We start from the raw sequence: 22,492 nt of genomic DNA, 5'->3' as shown, positions 1-22,492 counted from the left end.
GTGGCTTCGGTCAGGCCGCCTTCTCCCTGCCGGTGGTTCTCATAGCCGGCACGGGGGAGGATGGGACCATGTCCGTCAACCCGTACGACTCCCGGCCATGGCTCGACTCCTATGCGGAGGGTGTCCCCGCGGACATCGAGACCCCGTCTCAGACGCTGACCGAGATGATGGCGGCGAGCGTCCGGACGTTCGCCCGACGACCGGCTCTCGAGTTCTTCGGCGCCGTCACGACCTACCGCGAGCTCGGCGATCAGATCCTGCGCGCCGCCGAGGGACTGCGACGTCTCGGGGTGCACAAGGGTGACCGCGTGGCGCTCGTGCTGCCCAACTGCCCGCAGCACGTAGTCGCCTTCTACGCGGCGCTCCGCCTGGGCGCGATCGTCGTGGAGCACAACCCGCTCTACACGGCCAGGGAGCTGCGGCACCAGTTCGAGGATCACGGCGCCAAGGTCGCGATCGTCTGGGACAAGACGGTCGACACGATCGCGGACTTCCCCGCCGACCTGCGGGTCGAGCACATCGTCAGTGTCGATCTGACGGAGGCCATGCCCGCCTCACAGCGGTTCCTGCTGCGGCTGCCCATCCCGAAGGCACGAGCGTCGCGGGCCAAGCTGACCAGCACGCCGAAGGCGCGCAGAGCGCTGCCCTGGAAGAAGCTGGTCGACCACCGCGCGCTCTCCCGCCGCGTCGACGCCCCGACTCTCGACGACACCGCGCTGCTGCAGTACACGAGCGGGACGACGGGCGTCCCGAAGGGGGCGATCCTCACCCACGCGAATCTGCGCGCCAACGCGATGCAGGGTCAGGCCTGGGTGCCGGGGCTCGTCGCCGGCGAGGAGACGTTCTACGGGGTGCTGCCGCTGTTCCACGCGTACGGCATGACGCTGTGCCTGACGTTCGCCATGAGCATCGGCGCGAAGCTGGTGCTGTTCCCGACGTTCGACCTCGACCTCGTCACGAAGGCGGCGCGTACGAGCCCTCCGACCTTCCTCCCCGCCGTGCCGCCGATCTACGACCAGCTGGCGCGGGCGGCATCCCGAGGGACGATCGACCTCTCGACCGTGCGGTTCGCGATCTCGGGCGCGATGAGTCTGCCGGTGGCGACGGTGCAACGGTGGGAGGAGGCGACCGGAGGACTGCTGGTCGAGGGCTACGGCATGACCGAGAGCTCGCCCGTCGCGCTGGGCAACCCGATGGGGCGCAGTCGTCGCCCCGGAACGGTCGGTGTGCCGTTCCCGAGCACGGAGATCCGCGTGGTGGATCCGGCAGACACCGACACCGACGTGCCGGTGGGCGAGCGGGGAGAGCTTCTCGTGCGCGGCCCGCAGGTGTTCCAGGGATACTGGCGTCGGCCGGGAGAGACCGCCGACGTGCTGCTCGCCGACGGGTGGCTGCGCACGGGCGACATCGCCGAGGTGTCGGCAGACGGGTTCGTGACCATCGTCGACCGCCTGAAGGAGCTCATCATCACCGGCGGGTTCAACGTGTCGCCGAGCGAGGTCGAGGATGCGCTCCAGGCGCACCCCGACGTGGTCGCGGCCGCCGTGGTCGGTCTTCCGCGCTCGAGCAGCGGCGAAGAGGTCGCTGCGGCCGTGGTGCTCCGCGACGGCGCGACGCTCGACGCGGGCGCCCTGCGCGACTTCTGCCGCACGAGGCTCACGCCCTACAAGGTTCCCAAGCGCATCGTCGCGATGGACGATCTTCCGCGCTCGCTCATCGGCAAGGTGCTGCGTCGTCAGGTGCGGGATCGGATGCTCGCGGGCTGAGTCGCGCGCGCGGGGTGGCCCTCCCGCCGCTGCGGCGCGACGGGTATGCCTCGGACCTCATGATGACCCTGGTTTTCTGAAATCGATTTCGCTAGGTTCGGGAGCACACAGTCCGCTGATCGAGGAGGATCATGCCCCGTGTCTCGTCCGCATCCACATCCGCATCCGCATCGCGTCGTCGTGCCGCCGTCGTGGCATCCGTGGTCGTGGCTCTCGCACTCGCCGGCTGCTCGGGAGGTGGCGGCGTGAACGTCGACCCGGACCCCGACAAGCCGTTCGTGCTCCAGGGGGTGACGAACCTCACGGAGATCGCCCAGCTCACCGGTCCCGACGCGATGAACGACACGGCGGCCGTCTCTGTGGCCGGCACCGATCTCGGCTCCATGACGAACGTCGGCGACCGGACGTTCTTCTTCTTCGGCGACACGTTCGGCGAGCGGGATCCCGAGTCGATCGGTGGACAGGGAGGGTTCTGGCGGTCGAACGTCGCCGCCTGGACCACCGACGACGACCCCACAGACGGCATCGACTTCGAGGGGTGGGTGGAGGATGACATCGGCCTGGCCGCCGCCCTGATCGAGGGGGACCACGACGCGAACGGTGCCGGTGGCGAGGTCACGAAGATCCCGACATACGGGTTCGCGATCGGTGAGACGCTCTATGTCTCGTACATGTCGGTGAGGTACTGGGGCGAGCCCGGCGCCTGGGATGCCAACCAGGCTGCTCTGATCGTCTCGCGTGACGGCGGCGAGAGCTGGTCACCGGTCGACGGTGTGGAGTGGCCGGGGGACTCGAACTTCGTGCAGGTCGCGACTGCAGAGGTGTCGGAGGGCGGAGTGGACTGGATCTACTTCTGGTCCATCCCGTCCGGCCGGTTCGGCGGGGTGCAGCTCATGCGCGTGCCGGCCACCGAGGCGGCTGTCGAAGACCAGTCCGCGTACTCCTATTTCGCGGGGGTCGATGGCGAGACGCCCCGGTGGAGCAGCGACATGGCGGATGCCGAGACGATCGTCGACGGTACGATCGGCGAGCTCTCGGTGATGTGGTCGACGTACCTCGAGCGCTGGATCATGACCTATTCCGACGCAGGCGATGCGTACATCCGTGAGGGCGTCACGCCGTGGGGGCCGTGGGGTGAACCGATCGAACTCGTGTCCGGGAGCGAGTACGAGGGCCTGTACTCGCCGTACCTGAATCCGCGCTACGTCACCGATGGGGGGCGACGGATCCACTTCGCGCTCTCGTTGTGGGGGCCGTACAACGTGTTCTGGTTCTCGGCCGATCTGGAACGCTCCGAGTGATGAGAGCGTCCCGGATCCCTTGCGTATGAAATCGATTTCGCCTACTCTGGCGCATACCCGGTCACCGTGGATCGTCTGGCACGGCCGGTGTCCTTCGGTGAAGAGCCGAGCACACAGCAGCGACTCGATGAGGAGTCCGTTCCTGAGGAGGAACCAATGAGAATCACCACACGCACGCGGAGGGCGGCGGTCGCCGCCGTCGGCGCACTGACGGTCGGCGCGATGCTCGCAGCCTGCGGATCCGGCACCCCCGGCGAAGCGGCAGGCGGCGGCGACGAGGAGGGCGTCACGACGATCCAGTTCTGGCACCGCAACTTCACCCCCGTGGAGAACGAGTGGTACGAGGGCATCATCAAGAAGTTCAACGAGTCGCAGGATGAGATCAAGGTCGTAGGAACCCAGGTCCCGGGCGACGCGTGGGACCAGAAGATGAAGGCGGCGCAGGCCGCGGGCAAGGCGCCCGACATCTACACGCACCCCGGCAGCATCCAGGACGCGGTCAACGCCGGACAGCTGCACGAGCTCGACTCGATCGTTCCCGCCGATGCGCTCGCCGAGATCTCGGACGCGGCGAAGCCCGTCTCGGAGGTCGACGGCACGTACTACGCCTACCCGCTGCTGCTCGAGCCTCAGGCGGTTCTGTTCTGGAACACCGACATGCTCGACAAGGCCGGAGTGGACTCGACCGCAGGGCCCACCACGTGGGACGAACTCCTCGACGCGTGCGCCAAGATCCAGCCCACCCTCGCCGACGGCCAGTACTGCATCTCTCCGGCGCAGGACGCGGCGACCTTAGCGTGGTCGACCGTCGGCCAGCAGTACAACTTCGCCGGCCACACCGCGCTCACGGACGACTGGACGAAGGCCGACATCGACGACGCGGGGTACCGCGACATGATGGAGCAGTACAAGACGCTGTGGGACAAGGGCTACATGCCCAAGCAGCCTCTCGCCGACTACGGCGGAGGCAAGGACTTCGGCGAGCAGAAGGTCGCCTTCAAGGTCTCCGGATCCTGGATGCTGTCGGAGATCGGCTCGGACTACCCGGACGTGCTCGGACTGACCGGTATCGGACCGATGGTGAACTCCGCCGAAGCCGACGGTCGTACCGCGACCACACTCGGCAACTTCAAGTGGGTCGTCGACGCCAAGACCAAGAACGCTGAGGCCGCGGGGACGTTCCTGTCCTGGGCGATCGCCGGGGATCCTGAGAACCTGGTGCCGTTCTTCGTCGACACCCAGTTCACCAAGGCTCCGGTTCGCCAGTCCGTGCAGGATGCTGTGGCCGCCGACCCGGCTGCCGCAGACGCGCCCTGGTCGAAGGTCATCGTCGACGACATCGCACCGAACGCGATCCCCGAGCCGACCTACCCCTGGGACGTCTCCCTCGCCGTAGGCACGGCGTTCGAATCCGTGATGAAGGGCTCCGCGTCTCCCGACGCTGCGATCGACACGGCGAACAAGGCGATCCAGACGGTCATCGACCGCGAGGGCCTGGCCGACAAGGCGCCGAGCAAGTAGCAGGTGCACCGGGGCGGGCGGCGTATCGTCCGCCCGCCCCGGTCAGCGTCCGCTGACGACAGAAACGGGATCCCACGATGGTCAGTGCAGTCACCGAGCGCCCACCCGCCGCGCGGGTGAGAGCGAGCAACCGCCGACACCGCGACACGAAGGTCGCCTACCTCCTCCTCCTCCCGCTCGTCGCCCTGCTCACGATCTTCGTGATATGGCCGGCGATCTATGCGGGGTTCCTCGCCTTCCAGAACTGGAGCTTCTACAAGGAGCCCGAGTTCGTCGGGCTCCGCAACTTCATCGCGGTGCTGAACGACCCGCTGTTCTGGGCCTCGGTCGGACGCGGATTCATGTTCGTCCTGATGACGGTGCCCCCGATGCTCCTTCTGGCGTTCCTCTTCGCCAGTCTCGTCGTCAGCGTCTCGCGACGGTTCGCGGGCATCCTCAAGGTCAGCATCTACATCCCCACGATCATCTCTTCTGTGATCACGTCGATCATCTTCGTGCTGATGTACGACTACTCCGGCGGACTGCTCAACTGGGTGCTCGGGTCGTTCGGAATCGATCCGGTGGCCTGGATCGGCGACCCGAAGTGGGCGCTGCTCGCGATCGCCATCCCCGCGATCTGGCTCGGGATGGGACTCACGTCGCTGATCATGGTGGCCGCGATGGTCGACATCCCCACCGAGTTCTACGAGGCCGCCGCCATGGAGGGTGCCAACTGGTGGCAGAAGACGGCGTACATCACGCTGCCGCAGATGAAGAACATCCTGCTCTACCTGCTGATCACCGGATTCGTCGCGGCCATCCAGCAGTTCGAGCTGCCTCTCGTGATGACGGGCGGCGGCCCCTTGGACTCCACCACCCTGCCCAACCTGTTCATCTTCAATCACTTCCGGAACGACATCAACGTCGGCTACTCGATCGCCGCGGCGCTGGTGATGTTCGTGGTGCTGGGCTCGGTCTCGGCCATCGTCTTCAAGTTCGTCAACTCCGAGAGGCTGGTGGACTGAGATGGTCGCCGTCATGCCCGCAGACACCACGCGCACGATCGTGCTCGCCGGCAAGGAGCCGTCGCGCCGCGCTCGCCTTCCGCGCACCCCCGGCTCATGGATGACCGTGGTCGGCAAGTTCATCGCCGGCGCCGTCTTCCTCGTCGCCGCACTCTTCCCCCTGGCCTGGATGGTGATCGCCGGGTTCAAGTCGAAGACCGAGGTGATCCAGACACCGTTCCAGTTCTTCCCCGAGGTGTGGAAGTGGGAGAACTACGCGCAGATCCTCGCCGATCCGACGTTCACACGCACGATGCTGTGGACCTTCGGCGGCGCCGTGCTCTTCACCCTGCTCACCCTCACCGTCAACTCGCTCGCGGCCTATGCCTTCGCGCGACTCGACTTCCGCTTCCAGCGCACGCTCTGGGTGATCGTGATCACCACGATGTTCATCCCGGGGATGACGATCCTGCTCACGAGCTTCATCGTCGTGACGAGGCTGTCGATGCTCGACACCCTCGCCGTGCTCGTGCTCCCCGGGGCTGCGAGCGCGGGGACCGTGTTCTTCATCCGCCAGTTCTACCTGAACATCCCCGCGAGCCTCGAAGAGGCTGCGATGCTCGACGGATGCGGCCGCTTCGCGATCTTCGTCCGGATCTTCCTGCCGCTGTCCAAGCCGCCCTTCGTGGTGATGGGGATCACCGCGTTCCTCGCGTACTGGAACTCGTACGTCTGGCCGATCCTCACGATCACCACACCCGAGCGATTCGTCGTGCAGCAGTACCTGGCGACGTTCCGGTCTGAACGCACCACCGAGCTCGGGCTGCTCATGGCCGGTTCGGTGCTCGCCGCCGCACCCGTGATGATCCTGTTCCTGATCTTCCAGCGCCAGATCATCGGCAACATCAAGATGGCGGGTCTCAAATAGGGCGTCGGTGCTGCGCGGCGGATCAGTACTGCGGGATCGACAGTTCCGCGCCGCCGCGCAGCGCCGAGAGATGCGCGACGACGCCCGGCGCGGTGATGGTGGCCGCGCGGCGGGAGTCGATGCTCGGCGGGCGGCCGTGAGCGACCGCGGACACGAACTCGTGGACGAGATGCGGATGCGATCCGCCGTGCCACGCGTGCAGTTGGACCGCGGGGCGACCGTCGGGTGGGCGATAGAGATGCCGCCTCGTATGTGGGCGAAGGGCCTCGGGCATCGTGCCGTACCGGTCGGGCGGTGAGATCTCCGCACGCGTGATCGGTCGGCCATGCGCTGCGCCATCCGAGGGGCCGGCGGCGTGCATCACGACCGGACCGCCCTCGATCGACGGCCACTCCAGTGCGCCGCGCTCGCCGTAGACGTTGAAACCCTCGGTGTAGGAGCGCGCATTCTCGAAGAACGACACCGTGACCTGCGCCACAAGCGGCTCGCGGCCGGACAGGGTGAAGAGCGCAGATTCGAGAGGGAAAAGATTGCCGTTCGCGCCGCGGTGAGAATCCTGCAGCGCGCCCGAGCCGAGGCAGCGGACGCAGCGGGCCGTGACGCCGGCGATGCCGAGCAGCGGAGCGACGATGTGCGTCGCGTACTCCATCGGCGCGTAGCCCATCCAGTACGGGGCGAATCCGTCGAGATCCTGCATATGCGCGCCGCTGAGATACGTGAGCCGTCCGAGAGCGCCGGTCTCGCGCAGGTGCAGCGCGTGCAGGTACTCCCGCTGGTACAGCGCCGTCTCCATCATCATGTAGCGGCCGGCGGAGGCGGACGCCGCATCGATCACGCGGGCGATGTCGTCGAGGGTCGTCGCCATCGGTACCGCACTCGCGCAGGATCGGCCGGAAGCGAGCACCTGCAGGGTCTGCTCGACGTGGAAGCGCACGGGGGACAGCAGGTGCACCGCATCCCAGAGCCCGCCTGCGAGCGCCTCGTCGAGCGACGAGTGCTCGGCGTCCACGCCGAGCTCGGCCGACACCGTCTCCCTGCGCCGCGCGTCGGGCTCGACGAGGCCGACGCGGTGGACCTCGGGATGCAGCGCATAGAGCGGCACGAAGTCGCGGCCGAATCCGGCCCCGACGACGAGGACGTCGATCATCTCGGAGGAGTGGCCCCGAGGTCAGGCACCGGAGCGGTGCCTAGGTGGACCTCCAGGTCGTCGGGCGAGGGAGTCCGGGGGCGCCGGGCAGTGGGCCGATCGAGGTAGAACAGAGCGGTCGAGGCGATGTCGTCGCGCAGCGGCAGGTAGCGCCAACCGCTCCGCCATCCGAGAGCCTGGATGTCGACCTTCGGGATGCCGGTCGCGAAGTGGATCGGGTCGAGCAGATGCCAGCGGTACATGCCGAAGCGCTGCTGGCTCACGTACAGGCCGTCAGGCCTGATGACCTGCGGCATTCCCAGGTACGGGGTCGAGAACGCGGTGTATCCCTCTCCGGGGATGTCGAAGTTCCAGGCTCCGCCGAAGTAGTCCTCCGTGCCGGTACCGCAGATCGTCGGGTGATCGGTGTCGTCGTCGAGATAGAACTTGATCTCGCCCTCGCCCCACCAGCCGTTGGAGTTGACGCCCCAGGCGATGTAGGTGCCGACGTACTGGCCCTGGCCCTCGATGCCCTCGAGGATCACATGCGGTGTCAGATCCTCGAGCGGGTTCGAGCGCCGCCACTGGGCGTGGAAGTACGCGTCGTTCGAGTAGTCGCCGCCGATCTCGTAGGTCACCTGGAAGTAGATCCGCACGTCCACGACAGAGGTGTTCTCGATCGTCAGCCGTGCGCCGTCCTTGAACGGCATCGGCCAGTACGAATTGAAGCCGCCGTGCGGATTCGCCGCGATCGTCTGCGAGTTCACCTGGGCGAAGACGCCCCACCCGTTGCAGAAGAAGTCGCCGTACGGCACCTCGACGGCCGGCTCTTCGGCTCCGTCCCAGTACGCGCGCAGCAGCAGGGTGCGCCAGTTGTCGGTGTGCGTGGTGATCCAGATGTGCGTGATCTTGCCCGCGCCTCCGATGTTCGCGAGGTCGAAGGTCTCGCCGGCTTTGACGTCGACGCTGGGGGAGATCTTCCAGCCGGGGCCGAGGTCTCGTGCGCACGTGGCGCCCGTGCCCTCGGTCGCCCGGCCTCCGCCCCCAGCGGATCCGTCGAAGTTCTCGGGAGAGATGGAGCGCGTCTGCACGCTTCGCAGCGCTGCGAGGTTTGCGAGATCGGAGGGAGCAGAAGTCATGGCCGCCAATGTAATCGATTTCAGAAGAGAACGCCATAGACGGGATGCGTGCGCGATACTGTTGCTTCAGATCCGGCGTTGCCGGACGAAGCAGTGAGGTTCGAATGGCCACGATCTACGACGTCGCGGAGCTGGCGAAGGTCTCTCCCGCCACGGTGTCGCGCGTCTTCAACGGCACGAGCGTCTCTGAAGACAAGGTCGCCGCGGTGCGCGCCGCTGCGGCGACGCTGAACTTCACGCCGAATCGGACGGCCAGGACGCTCCGTCGCCAGAGCTCCGAGGTCATCGCGCTCGTCATCCCCGACATCGAGAACCCGTACTTCACGGAGATGGCCCGCGGCGTCGAGGACGTCGCATCGGAAGCCGGCTACTCGGTCGTCCTGTGCAACTCGGACGCTCAGGTCGAGAAGGAGGCGACGTATCTGCGCATCGCGATCGCCGAGCACATGTCGGGCATCATCATCGCGACCGCCGACGAGACGTCGAACCTCGACAGCATCCTCTCGACCGGTCGGCCCGTCGTCGCGGTGGACCGCAGCACGACCTACGACATCGACGGCGTCGTCATGGCGAACAGGGCGGCGGGCACATCGGCTGCGAAAGACCTGCTCGGCGCCGGATATCGACGCATCGCGTACATCGGCGGACCCGAGCACATCGACACGGCGGCCGAGCGAGCCGCCGGTTGGCGGGCGGCGCTCGGTGCGGCACAGCCGGGCCTCGATCTCGACGAGCTCGAGCGCTTCGCCACGTTCCGCGTCGACGGCGGGCGCGAGGCGATGGAGGAGCTTCTCGCCCTCCCCGAGCCGCCGGATGCGGTGGTCGCGGGCAACAACCTCATCGGCGTCGGCGCGATCCAGGTGCTGACGGAGCACGGCCTGACCCCGCCGCAGATCGGTGTCGCCGTGATCGGATCGCTGCCCTTCACCACGCTGTCACCGACTGCGGTGACGGTGGTGCGACTGCCCGCGCGGCACATGGGAGTGACCGCGGCGCGGATGCTGCTGGAACGCATCGGCGGCGACTCCCAGCCCTCGCGCACGGTGGTCCTGCGCAACGAGATCCAACCGGCGAGCGTCGTCAGGGTCTGACGATATTCCGCGGCCCATGGGGGTCGTGCGGGAATCGTCGCGTCATCTTCTTGCGCGCTGAAATCGATTTCGCGTACAGTTGCGAGAGATTTCAGAATCACGGGCATCGGTTTCAAGGAGGACGCCATGTGCTGCACCTTCGGGGCGGACGTCGCGGTGACGCGGGCGGGAGCATCGGCATGACCCGTCGGGCACCGGGCATCCCGCACACCTCCCAGGCGACCGCCTTCCCGCTCGGGGGGATAGGCACCGGCAACGTCTCGGTGGGCGCCCGCGGCGAACTGCGCGACTGGGAGCTCGAGAACCTGCCGGACAAAGGCAGGCGCAACCCGCACTCGTTCTTCGCGATACATGCCGCGCCCGAGGGCGAGCCCGCCGTCACGCGCGTGCTGGAGGCGCGGCTCACTGGGCGGCATGATGCGGATGCCGGCTATGCGTTCGATCAGCTCGCCGGGCTCCCGCGCCTCGACGCCGCGACACTGCACGGCGAGTACCCCGTCGTGGACATCGACTTCACGGACGCGGTGCTCCCGGTCGACGTCTCTCTGCGCGCGTTCACGCCCCTGGTGCCTCTGGACGCCGACGCCTCCGGCATCCCCGCTGCGGTGCTCCGCTATCGCGTCACGAACCCGGGCGACGAGAACGTGGCCGTCACCGTGGTCGGCAGCGTCTCGCACACGGCGGGACGAGGGACGCCGGGTCCCGATGCGCCCTGGGGCATGCGCGCCACGCAGAACGTGCGCTGGCGTGAGGACGGGGATGTGCGGGGCCTCGACTTCGGCATCGACCTGCCGGACGACGACCCGGGGCACGGAACGCTCAGCCTCACCACGACCGATCCCGCGACGACGGCCAAGCCGCAATGGGTCACCAGCTACTGGCCGGACGGCGCGCGACTGTTCTGGAACGACCTCACCGACGACGGACTGCTGCAGGCAGAACCGCGCCTCACGCTCGAAGACCGGCCGCGCGGCCTGTTCGCCGAACTCGACGCCGACCCGGATGCCGCGCCCCTGACCGAGGAGCAGATGCTCGCGAAGCTGCCTCGCCTGCGCACAGGGTCTCTCGGCATCGGGCACACTCTGGCGCCTGGCGAGAGCCGCGACTTCGAGTTCGTGCTGTCCTGGAGCTTCCCGAACCGTCGCCGCGGGTGGCACGGGCACATCGTGTTCGCGGATCCGCCCGGCGACGACATCGTGAAGAACCACTACGCGACCCTCTGGCCGGACGCCTGGGCGGCGGCGACACACCTGCACGCGAACCTCACGGGTCTCGAGGCCACGACGGATGCCTTCGTCGAGGCACTCTACGGGGGAAGCCTCGACCCGGTCCTCGCCGATGCGATCGGGGCCAACATCGCGGCTGCGCGATCCACCACGGGCTTCGTCCTCGAGTCGCCGAACGCCGAACTGGGAGAGGGCCCGGTGTTCGCCGCGTGGGAGGGGTCCTTCGACCACGGCGGCTCCTGCGAGGGAACATGCACGCACGTCTGGTCCTACGCTCAGACGCTCGCCTGGCTCTTCCCCGCGTTGGAGCGCAGCGCCCGCCGCGTGGAGTACCTGCTCGAGACCGACGAATCCGGTGCGCAGAAGTTCCGCGGAAACCGAGTCTTCGGTGGACCCTCGTGGTTCATGGGGCCCGCGGTCGACGGACAGCTCGGCACACTGCTGCGCCTGCACCGCGAGTGGCGGTTCAGCGGGGACGACGGGTTCCTGCGTGAGCTGTGGCCGGCGGCATCCCGCACTCTGGACTACGCGATCCGTGAGTGGGACCGCGACGGCGACGGCCTGCTCGACGGAGAGATGCACAACACCTACGACATCGAATTCCACGGGGCGGAGCCGCTCGCGAACGGCGTGTACCTGGCGGCGCTCCGCGCAGGCGTCAGGATGGCCCGGCACCTCGGCGAGACGGAGCGCGCCGCGGCCTGGGCGCTGCGCGCCGACCACGTATCCGCCGCGATGGACGAGACGCTCTGGAACGGCGAGTACTACCGACAGGTGATCGACGACCCGGATTCTCATCGCTACCAGTACGGCGACGGAGTGCTGTCGGATCAGCTTCTCGGTCAGTTCCACGCCTCCGTGAACGGCCTGGGCAGCATCCTGCGCCCGGAGCGTATCGAGTCGGCTCTCGCAGCGGTCGTCGCGCACAACTTCCGCGACGATCTCACCGCGCACGAGAGCACCCAGCGCGTGTACGCCCTCAACGGTGAGGGCGGGCTGCTGCTCGCCTCCTGGCCGCGTGGGGGGCGCCCGGCGATCCCGTTCGTCTACTCCGACGAGGTCTGGACCGGGATCGAGCACCAGGTCGCCGCGTCGCTGCTGTTCGCCGGACGGGTCGACGAGGCGCTGCGCATCGAACGGGCACTGCGCTCGCGCTACGACGGCACCCACCGCAGCCCGTGGAACGAGATCGAGTGCGGCAACCACTACGCCCGCTCGCTCGCATCGTGGGCGCTGCTGCTCGGCGCGAGCGGAGCGCAGTGGGATGCGCCTGCCGCGACACTGGCCTTCGCACCCGCGACCGACGGGCCCTTCCGAAGCCTGTTCACGACGGGGGCCGGCTGGGGTCGGGTCGAGATCGACGATGAGACGCTGACGCTGCATCTCGACGGCGGCGCTCTCGACCTCGACGACCTGCGGCTGCGTGAGCGCAGCATCGGCCGCGGCATCCGCCTCCGAGCCGGAGAGACGCAGAGCTTCCCGTTCGGAGACTCCCAGACCATTCGACCGACCAGCACCACCAGCACCATCGGAGAGGCATCATGACCACCTACACCCTGCCCACACCGGCATCCCGACCTGCAGCCGCGCCGAAGACCGCGTATCTGATCGCCTCCGGCGACCTGCGCGAAGCGGCGAACACCGGCGGCTGGCCCGTGCAGGTGGAACTCGAGGCGGGTGTCACCGGCGTCTTCCAAGATCTCGGCTGGACCGTCATCCGCGCCAACGACGTCGACCCCGCGACCGGGCACGGCTTCATCTCGAGCCAGCGCATGGGTCTCGAGGTCTTCACCCACATCCCCACGGACGCTCCGCTCATCGTCGCAGAGGCCGTCTGGCAGTACTCGCACCACGTGCTCGCGGGGCTCCGCACGCACGAGGGCCCGATCCTGACGGTCGCGAACTTCGCCGGCGACTGGCCGGGACTCGTCGGACTGCTCGGCCTGAACGCCGGCCTCACCAAGATGGACAAGCCGTACGCCACGATCTGGTCGGTCGACTTCACCGACGAGTGGTTCAAGAGCGGCATCAAGGAGTGGACCGAGACAGGATCGATCACGCACGACGCGTCCCACGTGCGTCCGCTGCCCGAGCTGCCGGACAGCCCCGAGAAGGCGCTGGGAGAGGCGCTCGCCGCAGAGCTGCTCGCTGAGAAGGCCATCATCGGCGTCTTCGACGAGGGCTGCATGGGCATGTACAACGCGATCTTCGACGACGAGCTGCTGAACCGCACGGGCATCTACAAGGAGCGTCTCTCGCAGTCGGCGCTCTACGCAGAGATGTTGAACGTCACCGATGACGAGGCGGATGCCGCCTACACCTGGCTCACGGATGCGGGCATGACGTTCCGGTACGGCGAGGACGCCGAGACCGAGCTGACGCGCGAGCAGGTGCAGTGGCAGCTCAAGATGTACATCGCCGCACTCCGCATCGCCGACGACTTCGGGCTCGATGCGGTCGGCATCCAGTATCAGCAGGGTCTGAAGGACCTCGTGCCGGCCTCCGACCTCGCCGAGGGAATCCTGAACTCGACCGAGCGTCCTCCGGTGACCTCACGCGACGGCTCGCGGGTGCTGCACGAGGGTCGCGCCTTCCCGCACTTCAACGAGGCCGACGAGGGAGTCGCGGTCGACGCGCTCGTCACCGACCGGGTGTGGCGCGCGATGGGGCTCGTGCCCGACAACACGCTGCACGACGTGCGCTGGGGCGAGGACTTCGACGGGCAGTTCGTCTGGGTCTACGAGATCTCGGGCTCGGTGCCCGCGTCGCACCTCGGCGGGTGGCAGAACGCCGAGGGATGGCGTCAGGGTCATGTCTTCTTCCCCGCGGGCGGCGCCACGATCAACGGCGTCTCGAAGCCGGGAGAGATCGTGCTGTCGCGCGTGTTCATCGCCGACGGCATCCTGCAGGCCGACATCTTCCGAGCCTCGGTCGTCGAGCTGCCGGCCGAGGAGACCCAGCGGCGCAAGGACGCGACGAACCCCGAGTGGCCGATCGCCCACGTGGTGCTGCACGGTGTCTCGCGCGATCAGTTCATGGCCCGTCACAAGGCCAACCACGCGCAACTCGTCTACGCGCCGGATGCCGAGACGGCCGACAAGGCCCTCATCGCGAAGGCGGCGATGTTCGCCGGCATGGGGATCAAGGTCAACCTGGTCGGAGACGTCGCGATCTGAGCGAGGGGGCTGCGGGCTTCGGGCCTGCGGATCATTACAGTGAGGGGATGAGCCCGGCGAGACGCGTGACGATCAACGACATCGCGCGGCTCGCCGGGGTCTCGCCCGGTGCGGTCTCGTTCGCTCTGAACGGTCGCCCGGGGGTGAGTGCCGAGACGCGCGCCCGCATCCTCGAGGTCGCTGCGCAGCACGATTGGCTGCCGAGCTTCACGGCCCGGGCGCTGGCGGGTGCGCGTGCCGGGGTCATCGGATTCGCGGTGAACCGGCCCGCCCGCACGCTGGGCGCCGAAGCCTTCTTCACCGATCTGATGGCCGGCGTGCAGTCGGCACTCGCGCCGCATCGTCTCGCGCTGCAGACGGTGCTCGTGCCGTCGATCGACGACGAGATCGCGACCTATCGGCGCTGGCGCAGCTCGCACCAGGTCGACGGGGTGGTCGTGATCGATCCCCGTGACGATGATCCGCGGATGCCGGTGCTGCGCGATCTCGGCCTACCCGCCATCGTGATCGGCAGCGTCCGTTCCGAGCCCGGACATCCTGCGACTCTGCAGGTCGACGACCGGCGAGTCGCGCACACGCTGTTCGCGCACCTCGTCGATCTCGGCCATCGCCGTATCGCCTACGTCTCGGGCCCGGCCGAATTCCAGCACACCAGGCTGCGCTCCGAGGCTCTGTCGCAGCTGGCCGCCCGGGGAATAGCCGGTGCGGTGATCCCGACCGACTCGTCACCGGCCGCGGCGTCCGCCGCTCTCGTCCGGATGCTCGCGGACGAGGCGTCGCCGAGTGCCGTCGTCTTCGACAGCGATGTGATGGCCATCGCGGGCCTCCGCGCCGCGCAGGAGCGCCGCATCGCCGTGCCCGCCGATCTGTCGATCGCGTCGTTCGACGATTCGACGGTGGCCGCACTCGTGCATCCGTCGATCACGGCCATGACGAGAGACACCTTCGGACTCGGAGCGGATGCCGCGAACTTCCTGATCGAGCAGATCGCCGCGCCCGCGCCGCTGCCGGACCGCAGCGGCTCGGTGCCTGTGCTGACAGTGCGCGAGAGCACGTCGCTCGTTCGATGAGGTGCGGCTGGTTCGCTGAGGCCCGGCTGGTTCGCTGAGGCCCGGCTGGTTCGCTGAGGCCCGGCTGCTTCGCTGAGACCGCGCCCGCGCCTGCGGTTCCCGGCTACTCTGCCCGGTGCTCGACCACCGTGTTCTGCGACTCGTACGACCAGGGCTCGACGGTCGGACGGACGACTTCGGTGATGCCGCGCGCCGCGAGCGCCGACGGATCTGCGGCATCCTTCGAGGTGATGAACGCGGGGTCGGCTCCGGCCTCGCACGCATCGACCCAGGCCTGGAAGATCGAGCCCCCGGGGCTCATCGCGCCGCGGCTGACGGGAGTCTCGGACTCGTCGACCTCGACGACGATCCCGAGGGTGCGCGTCGGCGTCTCGCGTCGTTCCCGCAGTTCGGGGATCAGCTCGGCGAACCTGCGTCCGATCGGCTTCGCCTCGCCGTTCTGGTCGACCAGGCCCAGGGTGTACTCGAGTTCGGGGAAGTCCGCGAGACTGCGGCTCACATCGTGAGAGCACCACCACGTGACACCCCAGAGGTCGTCGGTGCGCACGACCGAGCGCAGGGTGGCCTCGAGGAAGTCGGGGGTCTGCTCCGGCGTCAGGCAGTTCGAGGGGGCGCCGACCTCCTGCAGCCAGATCGGCTTTCCCGGTTCCGTGGTGAAGGCGCGGGCGAGCTCGATCATGTACTCGGCGTGGCGATCGGATGCGACGGAGCGGCCGCCGTACTTCTGAGCAGTGCCGTTGAAGATCCACGAGTGCACGGTCGTGATGTCGCCGAGGCGCGAGGCGAGCGCCGGGGTGAACCCGTGGCCGTCCATGTACCAGGCCGCGTCGTACTCGCTGTGCACGTGCTGCTGCCTCGGTGCCGAGCTGTGCGCGGCATCGAGGAGCGTGGTGATCCAGTTCGCGGCCTCGGCCTCGGTGACCGGCCAGGGGGAGGGGTGGGTCCGCGCCGAGAACTGGTTCGTCTCGTTGCCGAGCGTGAAACCGAGGAAGTTGTCGGCGTCGCCCAGCCGCTCGCCCAGACGCGTGACGAGTTCGGCCTGGCCGCTCAGGGCATCGGGGTGGGTGAACATGTTCTTGTCGTGCCACGTGAACAGCCACGACGGGATGAAGTCGAAGCTCGACAGGTGCCCCTGGATCACGTCGACGCTCGCATCGAGCCCGAACTCCGCGGCGACGTCGACCACCGCACGCACGTCGTCGACCGCCTCGGCGCGGATCAGGGTGCGGTTCGGCTGCAGCACCGTCCACAGCGGGAAGATCCGCAGATGATCGAGACCCAGCTCGGCGAGGGCGGCGAAGTCCCGGCGCACCTCGTCGAGGTCGAGCGGCATCCACGCGTGCATCCACTGCGAGCGGGGCGTGTAGTTGGCGCCGAAGCGAAGAGGGGCGTCAGAGGAGGGCATCGCTGTCCTTTCGGAGGGTCGGTGCACAGACTCTAACGTGATTCGGCTCTCGCAGCTATACCGCTTTAGTAAATTAGGCTGAGAAACCCGGCTTCGATGGAGAACACCGCATGCATGATGGAACCTCGCTCACCGTAGGCCGCGTCAGACGGGTGCTCGATGAGCGCATCCGCCCGGCGATCCACTCGGCATCCGTGCCGCTGCAGGTGGAGGTCAACGAGCTGCCGGGGGAGCCGATCAGCCCGAGTGCAGGACTCACGCTCGACTTCTCGCCCGCGGCCGTCCCGAGCATGTGGGGTCCGGCATGGTCGACGACGTGGTTCCGGCTCTCGGGGCGTGTTCCCGCCGAGTGGGCGGGCCGCCGGGTCGAGGCTCTGATCGATCTCGGCTTCAGCGATCACATGCCCGGCTTCCAGTGCGAGGCGCTTGCCTACCGCCCCGACGGCACGCCGATCAAGAGCATCAACCCTCGCAACCAGTGGATCGCCATCGCGGATGCCGCCGCAGGCGACGAGGCCGTCGTCTTCTACCTCGAGGCCGCAGCCAACCCGCTGATCCTCGACTTCCCGTCGTTCGCGCCGACGCAGGAGGGCGACATCCGCACCTCGTCGCGAGAGCCGCTGTACCGCCTTCGACGCCTCGACCTCGCGGTGTTCGAGACCGAGGTGTACGAGCTGTCCCTCGACCTCGAGGTGCTGTTCGAGCTGCAGGCCGAGCTGCCGGAGACCTCTCCTCGTCGCATGCGCATCCTGCAGGCGATGGACGACGCCCTCGACGTGCTCGATCTGCAGCACGTCGCGGCGACGGCATCCGGCGCCCGTGCGGTGCTTGCCCCCGCGCTCGCGACCCCGGCCGAGGCGAGTGCCCATCGCATCTCGGCCGTCGGGCACGCGCACATCGACTCGGCCTGGCTGTGGCCTCTGCGCGAGACGATCCGCAAGGTCGCCCGCACGACGTCGTCGATGACGACGTTGATCGAGGAGCAGCCGGAGTTCCGTTACGGCATGTCCAGCGCGCAGCAGTATGCGTGGCTCAAGGAGCACCGCCCCGAGGTGTGGGAGCGCGTCAAGGCCGCCGTGGCCGACGGGCGCTTCCTGCCGCTCGGCGGCATGTGGGTCGAATCCGACACCGTGATGCCGTCGGGTGAATCGCTCGTGAGGCAGTTCTCGTACGGTCAGCGGTTCTTCGAGCGCGAGTTCGGCATCCGCTCGAAGGGCGTCTGGCTGCCCGACAGCTTCGGCTACTCGCCGGCCCTGCCGCAGCTCATGCGCCGCGCGGGATTCGAGTGGTTCTTCACGCAGAAGATCTCGTGGAATCAGCAGAACGTGTTCCCGCACCACAGCTTCCTATGGGAGGGGATCGACGGCTCCCGCGTCTTCACGCACTTCCCCTCGATGGACACCTACAACTCTCAGCTCAGCGGAGAGGAGCTCGCGAAGGCATCGAGGCAGTTCAAGGAGAACCGCGTCAGCTCGCGGTCGATCGCCCCGGTCGGCTACGGCGACGGCGGTGGCGGCACCACCCGCGAGATGACGGGCAAGGCCAAGCGCCTGCAGAACCTCGAGGGCAGCCCGCGCGTCGAGTGGGAGCACCCCGATGACTTCTTCGAGGCCGCTCGCGCCGAGATCTCGAATCCGGCGGTCTGGGTCGGCGAGCTGTATCTCGAGCTGCACCGCGGAACCCTGACCAGCCAGCACGCCACGAAGGCGCTGCACCGCTGGTCGGAGCACGCCCTCGTCGAGGCCGAGCTGTGGGCGGCGACGGATGCCGTGCGCACCGGCGCCGCGTACCCGAAAGCCGAGTTCGACCGCCTGTGGGAGACCGTGCTGCTGCATGAGTTCCACGACATCCTGCCTGGAACATCCATAGCGTGGGTGCATCGTGAAGCCGTCGAGGTGCTCTCGGGTGTGCTCTCGGATGCGCAGGATCTCGCCGACGCCGCCCGTCGTTCGCTCGCCGGTGAGGGAGAGCGCGAGCTGCGGTTCGTGCCGACCTCAGTCGGAGGCGGTCGCGCTCTGGGTGCCGCGTTCGTCGAGGCGCCAGCCCCGGCATCCGTCCTGCTCTCGGGCGAGAACGGCGGTTGGCGCCTCGAGAACGAGCTCGTCTCGGTGCTGGTGTCTGCGGAAGGGCTGATCGTCTCGGCGATCGACAAGGCATCCGGTCGAGAGGCTGTGGCCGAGGGGCGCGCGGCGAACCTGTTCCAGCTGCACCAGGACTTCCCCAACATGTGGGACGCGTGGGACATCGACAAGTACTACCGCAACAGCGTCGACGACCTCACCGCGGTCGACTCGATCTCGGCATCCGTCGTCGATGACCTAGCCAGCGTCACCGTCACCCGGTCGTTCTCCGAATCGACGATCGAGCAGACCATCACCCTCGCGCCCGGTCAGCGCACGGTTGCGTTGCGGTGCGACATCGACTGGCACGAGACCGAGAAGCTGCTCAAGCTCGCGTTCCCACTCGACATCCAGGCCACGCACACCGAGGCCGAGACGCAGTTCGGCTACCAGTCGCGGGCGACGCACACGAACACCAGCTGGGAGGCGGCGAAGTTCGAGACCTCGATGCACCGCTTCGTGCTGGTGCGCGAGCAGGACTTCGGCGTCGCGCTCGTGAACGACTCGATCTACGGCTATGACACGTCGCGCGAGGTGTCGGATGACGCGGTCTCGACGACCGTGCGGCTCTCGCTGCTGCGCGCGCCGCGATTCCCCGATCCCGACACCGATCACGGGCACCACCAGATCGAGATCGGCTTCGTCGTCGGCGCGGACGCAGCGATCGCGACCGCCGAGGGGATCGCGCTCAACAGTCCGGCGACGCTCGTGCGCGGCGCCCGCGAGGTCGAATCTCTCGTGACAGTCACGGGCGAGGGCATCGTGGTCTCGGGGGTGAAGCTCGCGGATGACGGATCCGGCGATGTGATCGTTCGGCTGTATGAGGCACTCGGGCGGCGTGCGGTGGGTTCGATCGCGGCCGATTTCGAGCACCGTGAGATCCGCGAGGTGTCGCTGATCGAGGATGCGCTCGACGATGGGCGCGTGGGTGGAGAGCTGCGCCTGCGGCCGTTCGAAGTGCGGACGCTGCGCGTCGTGCGCTGAGTGCATCGGAATCGCCGAGCGGGTATGTTCTTCCGACCCCGCGCGTGGCAGTCGGCGTGACGCAGGCCATTGTGGCGGCCGCTGTGCAGGGAGGACTATAGGCGAATGGTCACCCTCGACGACGTGCGCGAGATCGCGCTCGCGCTCCCCGGTGTGACCGAGCGCCTCGGCGGTCACACCGGCGAGCCGTCGTGGCGCCTGCCGAGCGGGCAGATCGCGTGGATCCGGGGGCCGAGCAAGATGGACCTCCGCCAGCTCGCCGACCTCGGTCTCGAATGGCCCGAAGGTCTGGTGCTCGGCGTGCGGGTGGCGAGCCTGGAGGAGAAGGCGGCGCTGCTCGCTGCGGAGCCCGATGGGTTGTTCTCCATCCCTCATTTCGACGGGTACCCGGGGCTGCTCGTGCAGCTCGACACCGTCGAGAGGGATCGGCTCGCGGAGATCATCGCGGATGCGTGGCTCGTGCGCGCACCCGTGCTCGTCGCGAAGCAGTGGCTCGCGGAGCGCGGGCTGGACTGATCAGGATCCGCCCGGGCCCGGCGTCAGGGCTGCAGTTCGCCGCTGACGGTCTGCATGGCCGTCGTGCCGTCTGACAAGACGTGCCTGCGGTCCGGATGGTCGCGGAAGAAGGCGAGGACCCTCACGACCGATGCCGGATCCGAGCCGAGACGATGCGCGTCGATGATCACGGGCGTCTGACCGACGATCGAGATCGCCAGTTTCGGGCCGTGCGGTCCGACGACGTCGACGGTGCCGATCTCGTCCCACGACGCCTCGATCGACGCCGACCCGCGCACACCGCGCAGACCCCGTTCGTCGACGAGCAGACCGAGCGGGGTGCGGAGCGCGGCGAGCTCCCGTCCGAGCCCGACGAGAGACACGAGGCCGAGGGCGTACGGCCCCCACTCGAGCAGTCGGCCGCCCATCGTCGGGAGGCCGAGCGTCTGGACGAGAAGGTTCGCGACGGCGGGGAGCATCCCGATCGTGGGGACGAGCCAGAGGGCGACGCGGACGCGGACGGGAGGCGTGAAGCGCAGTGGGCCTGTCGTCGCGAGTCGGATGAGGCGCTCGCGCAGCGATCGCGACCAGAGGGAGAGGGCGACGACCAGCATCCCCGCGTAGAGAGCGAGTGACAGCATGACGAGCCGGAAGCCCGACCGGTCGTCGACCACAGCGAGCAGCAGGGGCAGAAGCGCGAGGAGGCCGAGGAGTACCAGGGCCGCAGTCGGAAAGCGGCCGCTCGGATGCACGAGCCGTGAGCCGTCGACGATGCGGGGAGATCTGGCGACAGTCCTCATCGGCATCGGTTCAGCCATCTCGTCCCCCGGTCATCTGAGTGCGGTCGACTCACCGCAGGCTTCCGTCTCAGACTGCCATGAGGAACGGCCGAGCGGCGTCGAGGAAGGCCCGCGGGTCGTCGGCCCAGAGCCTGATGCGGTCGACTTGGTGCGTCCCACCCTTCGGAGTGAGACCGGGGAGCCGGATCGCGACCGGGCGTTCGAGCTCGATCTCGATGTTGGTCTCGTCCTGCATCCGCTCGGCGTACTCCGAGCCGGTGACCCGCGGCTGCTTGGGTTCATCGACCCGGCGGTTGATCGCGATCGACGCGACGTCGGCCCAGCTGACCGGCACGTCGAGCTCGAGACCGCTGCGCACGCGGATGCCGTCGGGCCCCACCGTGTGCGGACGCATGAGCATCGCGCAGAGCAGGCCGACCATCCAGGTGACTCCCCAGATGCCGAGGATGAGAAGCGTGATGCGCACGGCCGGCCAGCGGTGCACGATCAGGTCAAGGATCGGGATCTCGACTGCGGAGAGCCCGATGAAGATGAACAGAATGGTGAGCACGGGGCGGTGGTAGCCGATGCCGGTGCTGCCCTGTGGGACCGCCGGACGTCGGGCGATCGCCCGCGCGATGCTCGAGTAGACGCGGAGCTCGGCGATCCATGCGCGATGGAGGAAGTTGAGGACGCGCGCGAGCGGCGTCGGGGTGCCGGTCGTGTTGTCGCGCAGCTGCTCGGTCATGGAGTGCCGTCCTGTGCCTGTGCCTGTGCCTGTGCCTGTGCTTGTGTCTGGGTCTGTCCTTGTGCGCTCGCTGCGGAGGTGACGAGGTTTTCGAGATGTGCGGCGACGGCTGTCAGGCCGCGCTCGACCGCGGCGCGGTCGTCGGGGGCGATCGCATTCGTCAGTGTCTCGTTGAGCTGGGCGTGCTCCTCCTGCATCCGGGCCATGGTCTCGACTGCGGCCGGAGTGAGCTCGACCAGCACGGCACGGCGATCGGAGGGATGCGGGGTGCGACGGACGTGGCCGGAGCCCTCGAGTGCGTCCACGAGAGCGGTGATGTTGCGAGGCGTCACCTCGCAGAGCGCGGCGAGCGTCTGCTGGGTCGACGGACCGGTGTGCTGCAGGACCCAGAGAAGGTGCACGCGAGTCGGTGTGAGGTCTGTGCCGGCGAACGCACGGGCCATGTCCTTCTGAAACAGATCGGTGATCTGGAGGAGGCGGTCGACGAAAAGGGGTTCCATAGTGGTTACCTTACTACATTGTTACCTCTATTCACTATACGTGTTTCGGGATGACGCGCGTCTCTCGCTGCGTCATTCCGGGAGATTGGAATACGGCTCTGATCTGGGGTAAAACGGGGTGGTTTCGGGTCTCG

At 68.0% G+C, this 22,492-nt stretch carries 17 protein-coding genes; 11 read left to right on the top strand and 6 right to left on the bottom strand.

Annotated features, from left to right (window positions below; translation table 11 throughout):
- Positions 1-68 precede the first annotated feature (68 nt).
- The 5 genes from RQG77_RS17675 (at position 69) to RQG77_RS17655 (ending at position 6,499) form a co-directional block, all read left to right on the top strand.
- Complete coding sequence (locus RQG77_RS17675) at positions 69-1,766, top strand: long-chain-fatty-acid--CoA ligase (RefSeq protein WP_311245905.1); 1,698 nt, start codon at positions 69-71, stop codon at positions 1,764-1,766.
- Between the two features lie 131 nt (positions 1,767-1,897).
- On the top strand, positions 1,898-3,067 hold the full coding sequence (locus RQG77_RS17670) for a DUF4185 domain-containing protein (RefSeq protein WP_311245904.1): 1,170 nt from the start codon (positions 1,898-1,900) through the stop codon (positions 3,065-3,067).
- A gap of 156 nt (positions 3,068-3,223) precedes the next feature.
- On the top strand, positions 3,224-4,588 hold the full coding sequence (locus RQG77_RS17665; RefSeq protein WP_311245903.1) for an extracellular solute-binding protein: 1,365 nt from the start codon (positions 3,224-3,226) through the stop codon (positions 4,586-4,588).
- Between the two features lie 77 nt (positions 4,589-4,665).
- A complete protein-coding gene (locus RQG77_RS17660) occupies positions 4,666-5,592 on the top strand; it encodes a sugar ABC transporter permease (protein ID WP_311245902.1) in 927 nt (308 codons plus the stop codon).
- 13 nt (positions 5,593-5,605) lie between these two features.
- Positions 5,606-6,499 carry a carbohydrate ABC transporter permease gene (locus tag RQG77_RS17655; protein ID WP_311245901.1) on the top strand — a complete coding sequence of 298 codons (894 nt, stop codon included), beginning with the start codon at positions 5,606-5,608 and terminating at the stop codon, positions 6,497-6,499.
- 22 nt (positions 6,500-6,521) lie between these two features.
- On the opposite strand, the gene RQG77_RS17650 is transcribed toward RQG77_RS17655, so the two are convergent.
- Both RQG77_RS17650 and RQG77_RS17645 read right to left on the bottom strand, forming a co-directional pair.
- Positions 6,522-7,646: a Gfo/Idh/MocA family oxidoreductase gene (locus RQG77_RS17650; RefSeq protein ID WP_311245900.1), complete on the bottom strand. Its 1,125-nt coding sequence runs from the start codon at positions 7,644-7,646 to the stop codon at positions 6,522-6,524.
- Positions 7,643-8,764, bottom strand: coding sequence for a glycoside hydrolase family 172 protein (locus RQG77_RS17645; protein WP_056311450.1), 1,122 nt, complete (start codon positions 8,762-8,764; stop codon positions 7,643-7,645). The genes RQG77_RS17650 and RQG77_RS17645 overlap by 4 nt, the downstream gene beginning before the upstream one ends.
- Positions 8,765-8,868: 104 nt before the next feature.
- Between RQG77_RS17645 and RQG77_RS17640 the strand changes: the two genes are divergently transcribed.
- The 4 genes from RQG77_RS17640 (at position 8,869) to RQG77_RS17625 (ending at position 15,327) form a co-directional block, all read left to right on the top strand.
- Positions 8,869-9,855: a LacI family DNA-binding transcriptional regulator gene (locus RQG77_RS17640; protein WP_311245899.1), complete on the top strand. Its 987-nt coding sequence runs from the start codon at positions 8,869-8,871 to the stop codon at positions 9,853-9,855.
- Between the two features lie 179 nt (positions 9,856-10,034).
- A complete protein-coding gene (locus RQG77_RS17635) occupies positions 10,035-12,626 on the top strand; it encodes a GH116 family glycosyl-hydrolase (RefSeq protein WP_311245898.1) in 2,592 nt (863 codons plus the stop codon).
- The gene (locus RQG77_RS17630) at positions 12,623-14,257 is read left to right on the top strand and encodes a fucose isomerase (protein WP_311245897.1); all 1,635 of its coding nucleotides are present in this window, start codon (positions 12,623-12,625) and stop codon (positions 14,255-14,257) included. Before RQG77_RS17635 ends, RQG77_RS17630 begins: the two co-directional genes overlap by 4 nt.
- A 47-nt stretch (positions 14,258-14,304) precedes the next feature.
- Positions 14,305-15,327, top strand: coding sequence for a LacI family DNA-binding transcriptional regulator (locus RQG77_RS17625; protein WP_311245896.1), 1,023 nt, complete (start codon positions 14,305-14,307; stop codon positions 15,325-15,327).
- A gap of 103 nt (positions 15,328-15,430) precedes the next feature.
- On the opposite strand, the gene RQG77_RS17620 is transcribed toward RQG77_RS17625, so the two are convergent.
- Complete coding sequence (locus RQG77_RS17620; protein WP_311245895.1) at positions 15,431-16,732, bottom strand: glycosyl hydrolase; 1,302 nt, start codon at positions 16,730-16,732, stop codon at positions 15,431-15,433.
- Positions 16,733-16,842: 110 nt separating this feature from the next.
- Here RQG77_RS17620 and RQG77_RS17615 point away from each other — a divergent pair, with 110 nt between their 5' ends.
- Positions 16,843-19,836: a glycoside hydrolase family 38 C-terminal domain-containing protein gene (locus tag RQG77_RS17615; RefSeq protein WP_311245894.1), complete on the top strand. Its 2,994-nt coding sequence runs from the start codon at positions 16,843-16,845 to the stop codon at positions 19,834-19,836.
- Between the two features lie 105 nt (positions 19,837-19,941).
- Positions 19,942-20,352, top strand: a complete 411-nt coding sequence (locus RQG77_RS17610; protein ID WP_311245893.1) for a hypothetical protein — start codon at positions 19,942-19,944, stop codon at positions 20,350-20,352.
- A 23-nt stretch (positions 20,353-20,375) separates the two neighbouring features.
- Here the strand turns inward: RQG77_RS17610 and RQG77_RS17605 are convergent, their stop codons facing one another.
- The 3 genes from RQG77_RS17605 to RQG77_RS17595 all read right to left on the bottom strand — a co-directional run bounded on the left by RQG77_RS17605 (position 20,376) and on the right by RQG77_RS17595 (position 22,358).
- Positions 20,376-21,137 carry a hypothetical protein gene (locus RQG77_RS17605; RefSeq protein ID WP_311245892.1) on the bottom strand — a complete coding sequence of 254 codons (762 nt, stop codon included), beginning with the start codon at positions 21,135-21,137 and terminating at the stop codon, positions 20,376-20,378.
- A gap of 61 nt (positions 21,138-21,198) precedes the next feature.
- On the bottom strand, positions 21,199-21,858 hold the full coding sequence (locus RQG77_RS17600) for a hypothetical protein (protein WP_311245891.1): 660 nt from the start codon (positions 21,856-21,858) through the stop codon (positions 21,199-21,201).
- Positions 21,855-22,358, bottom strand: coding sequence for a MarR family transcriptional regulator (locus RQG77_RS17595; RefSeq protein WP_311245890.1), 504 nt, complete (start codon positions 22,356-22,358; stop codon positions 21,855-21,857). The genes RQG77_RS17600 and RQG77_RS17595 overlap by 4 nt, the downstream gene beginning before the upstream one ends.
- Positions 22,359-22,492: the final 134 nt, after the last annotated feature.

Origin of the sequence: Microbacterium sp. WCS2018Hpa-23, from assembly GCF_031843845.1 — a bacterium.
GTDB lineage: Bacteria > Actinomycetota > Actinomycetes > Actinomycetales > Microbacteriaceae > Microbacterium.
This window is presented reverse-complemented; position numbering and strand designations above follow the sequence as displayed.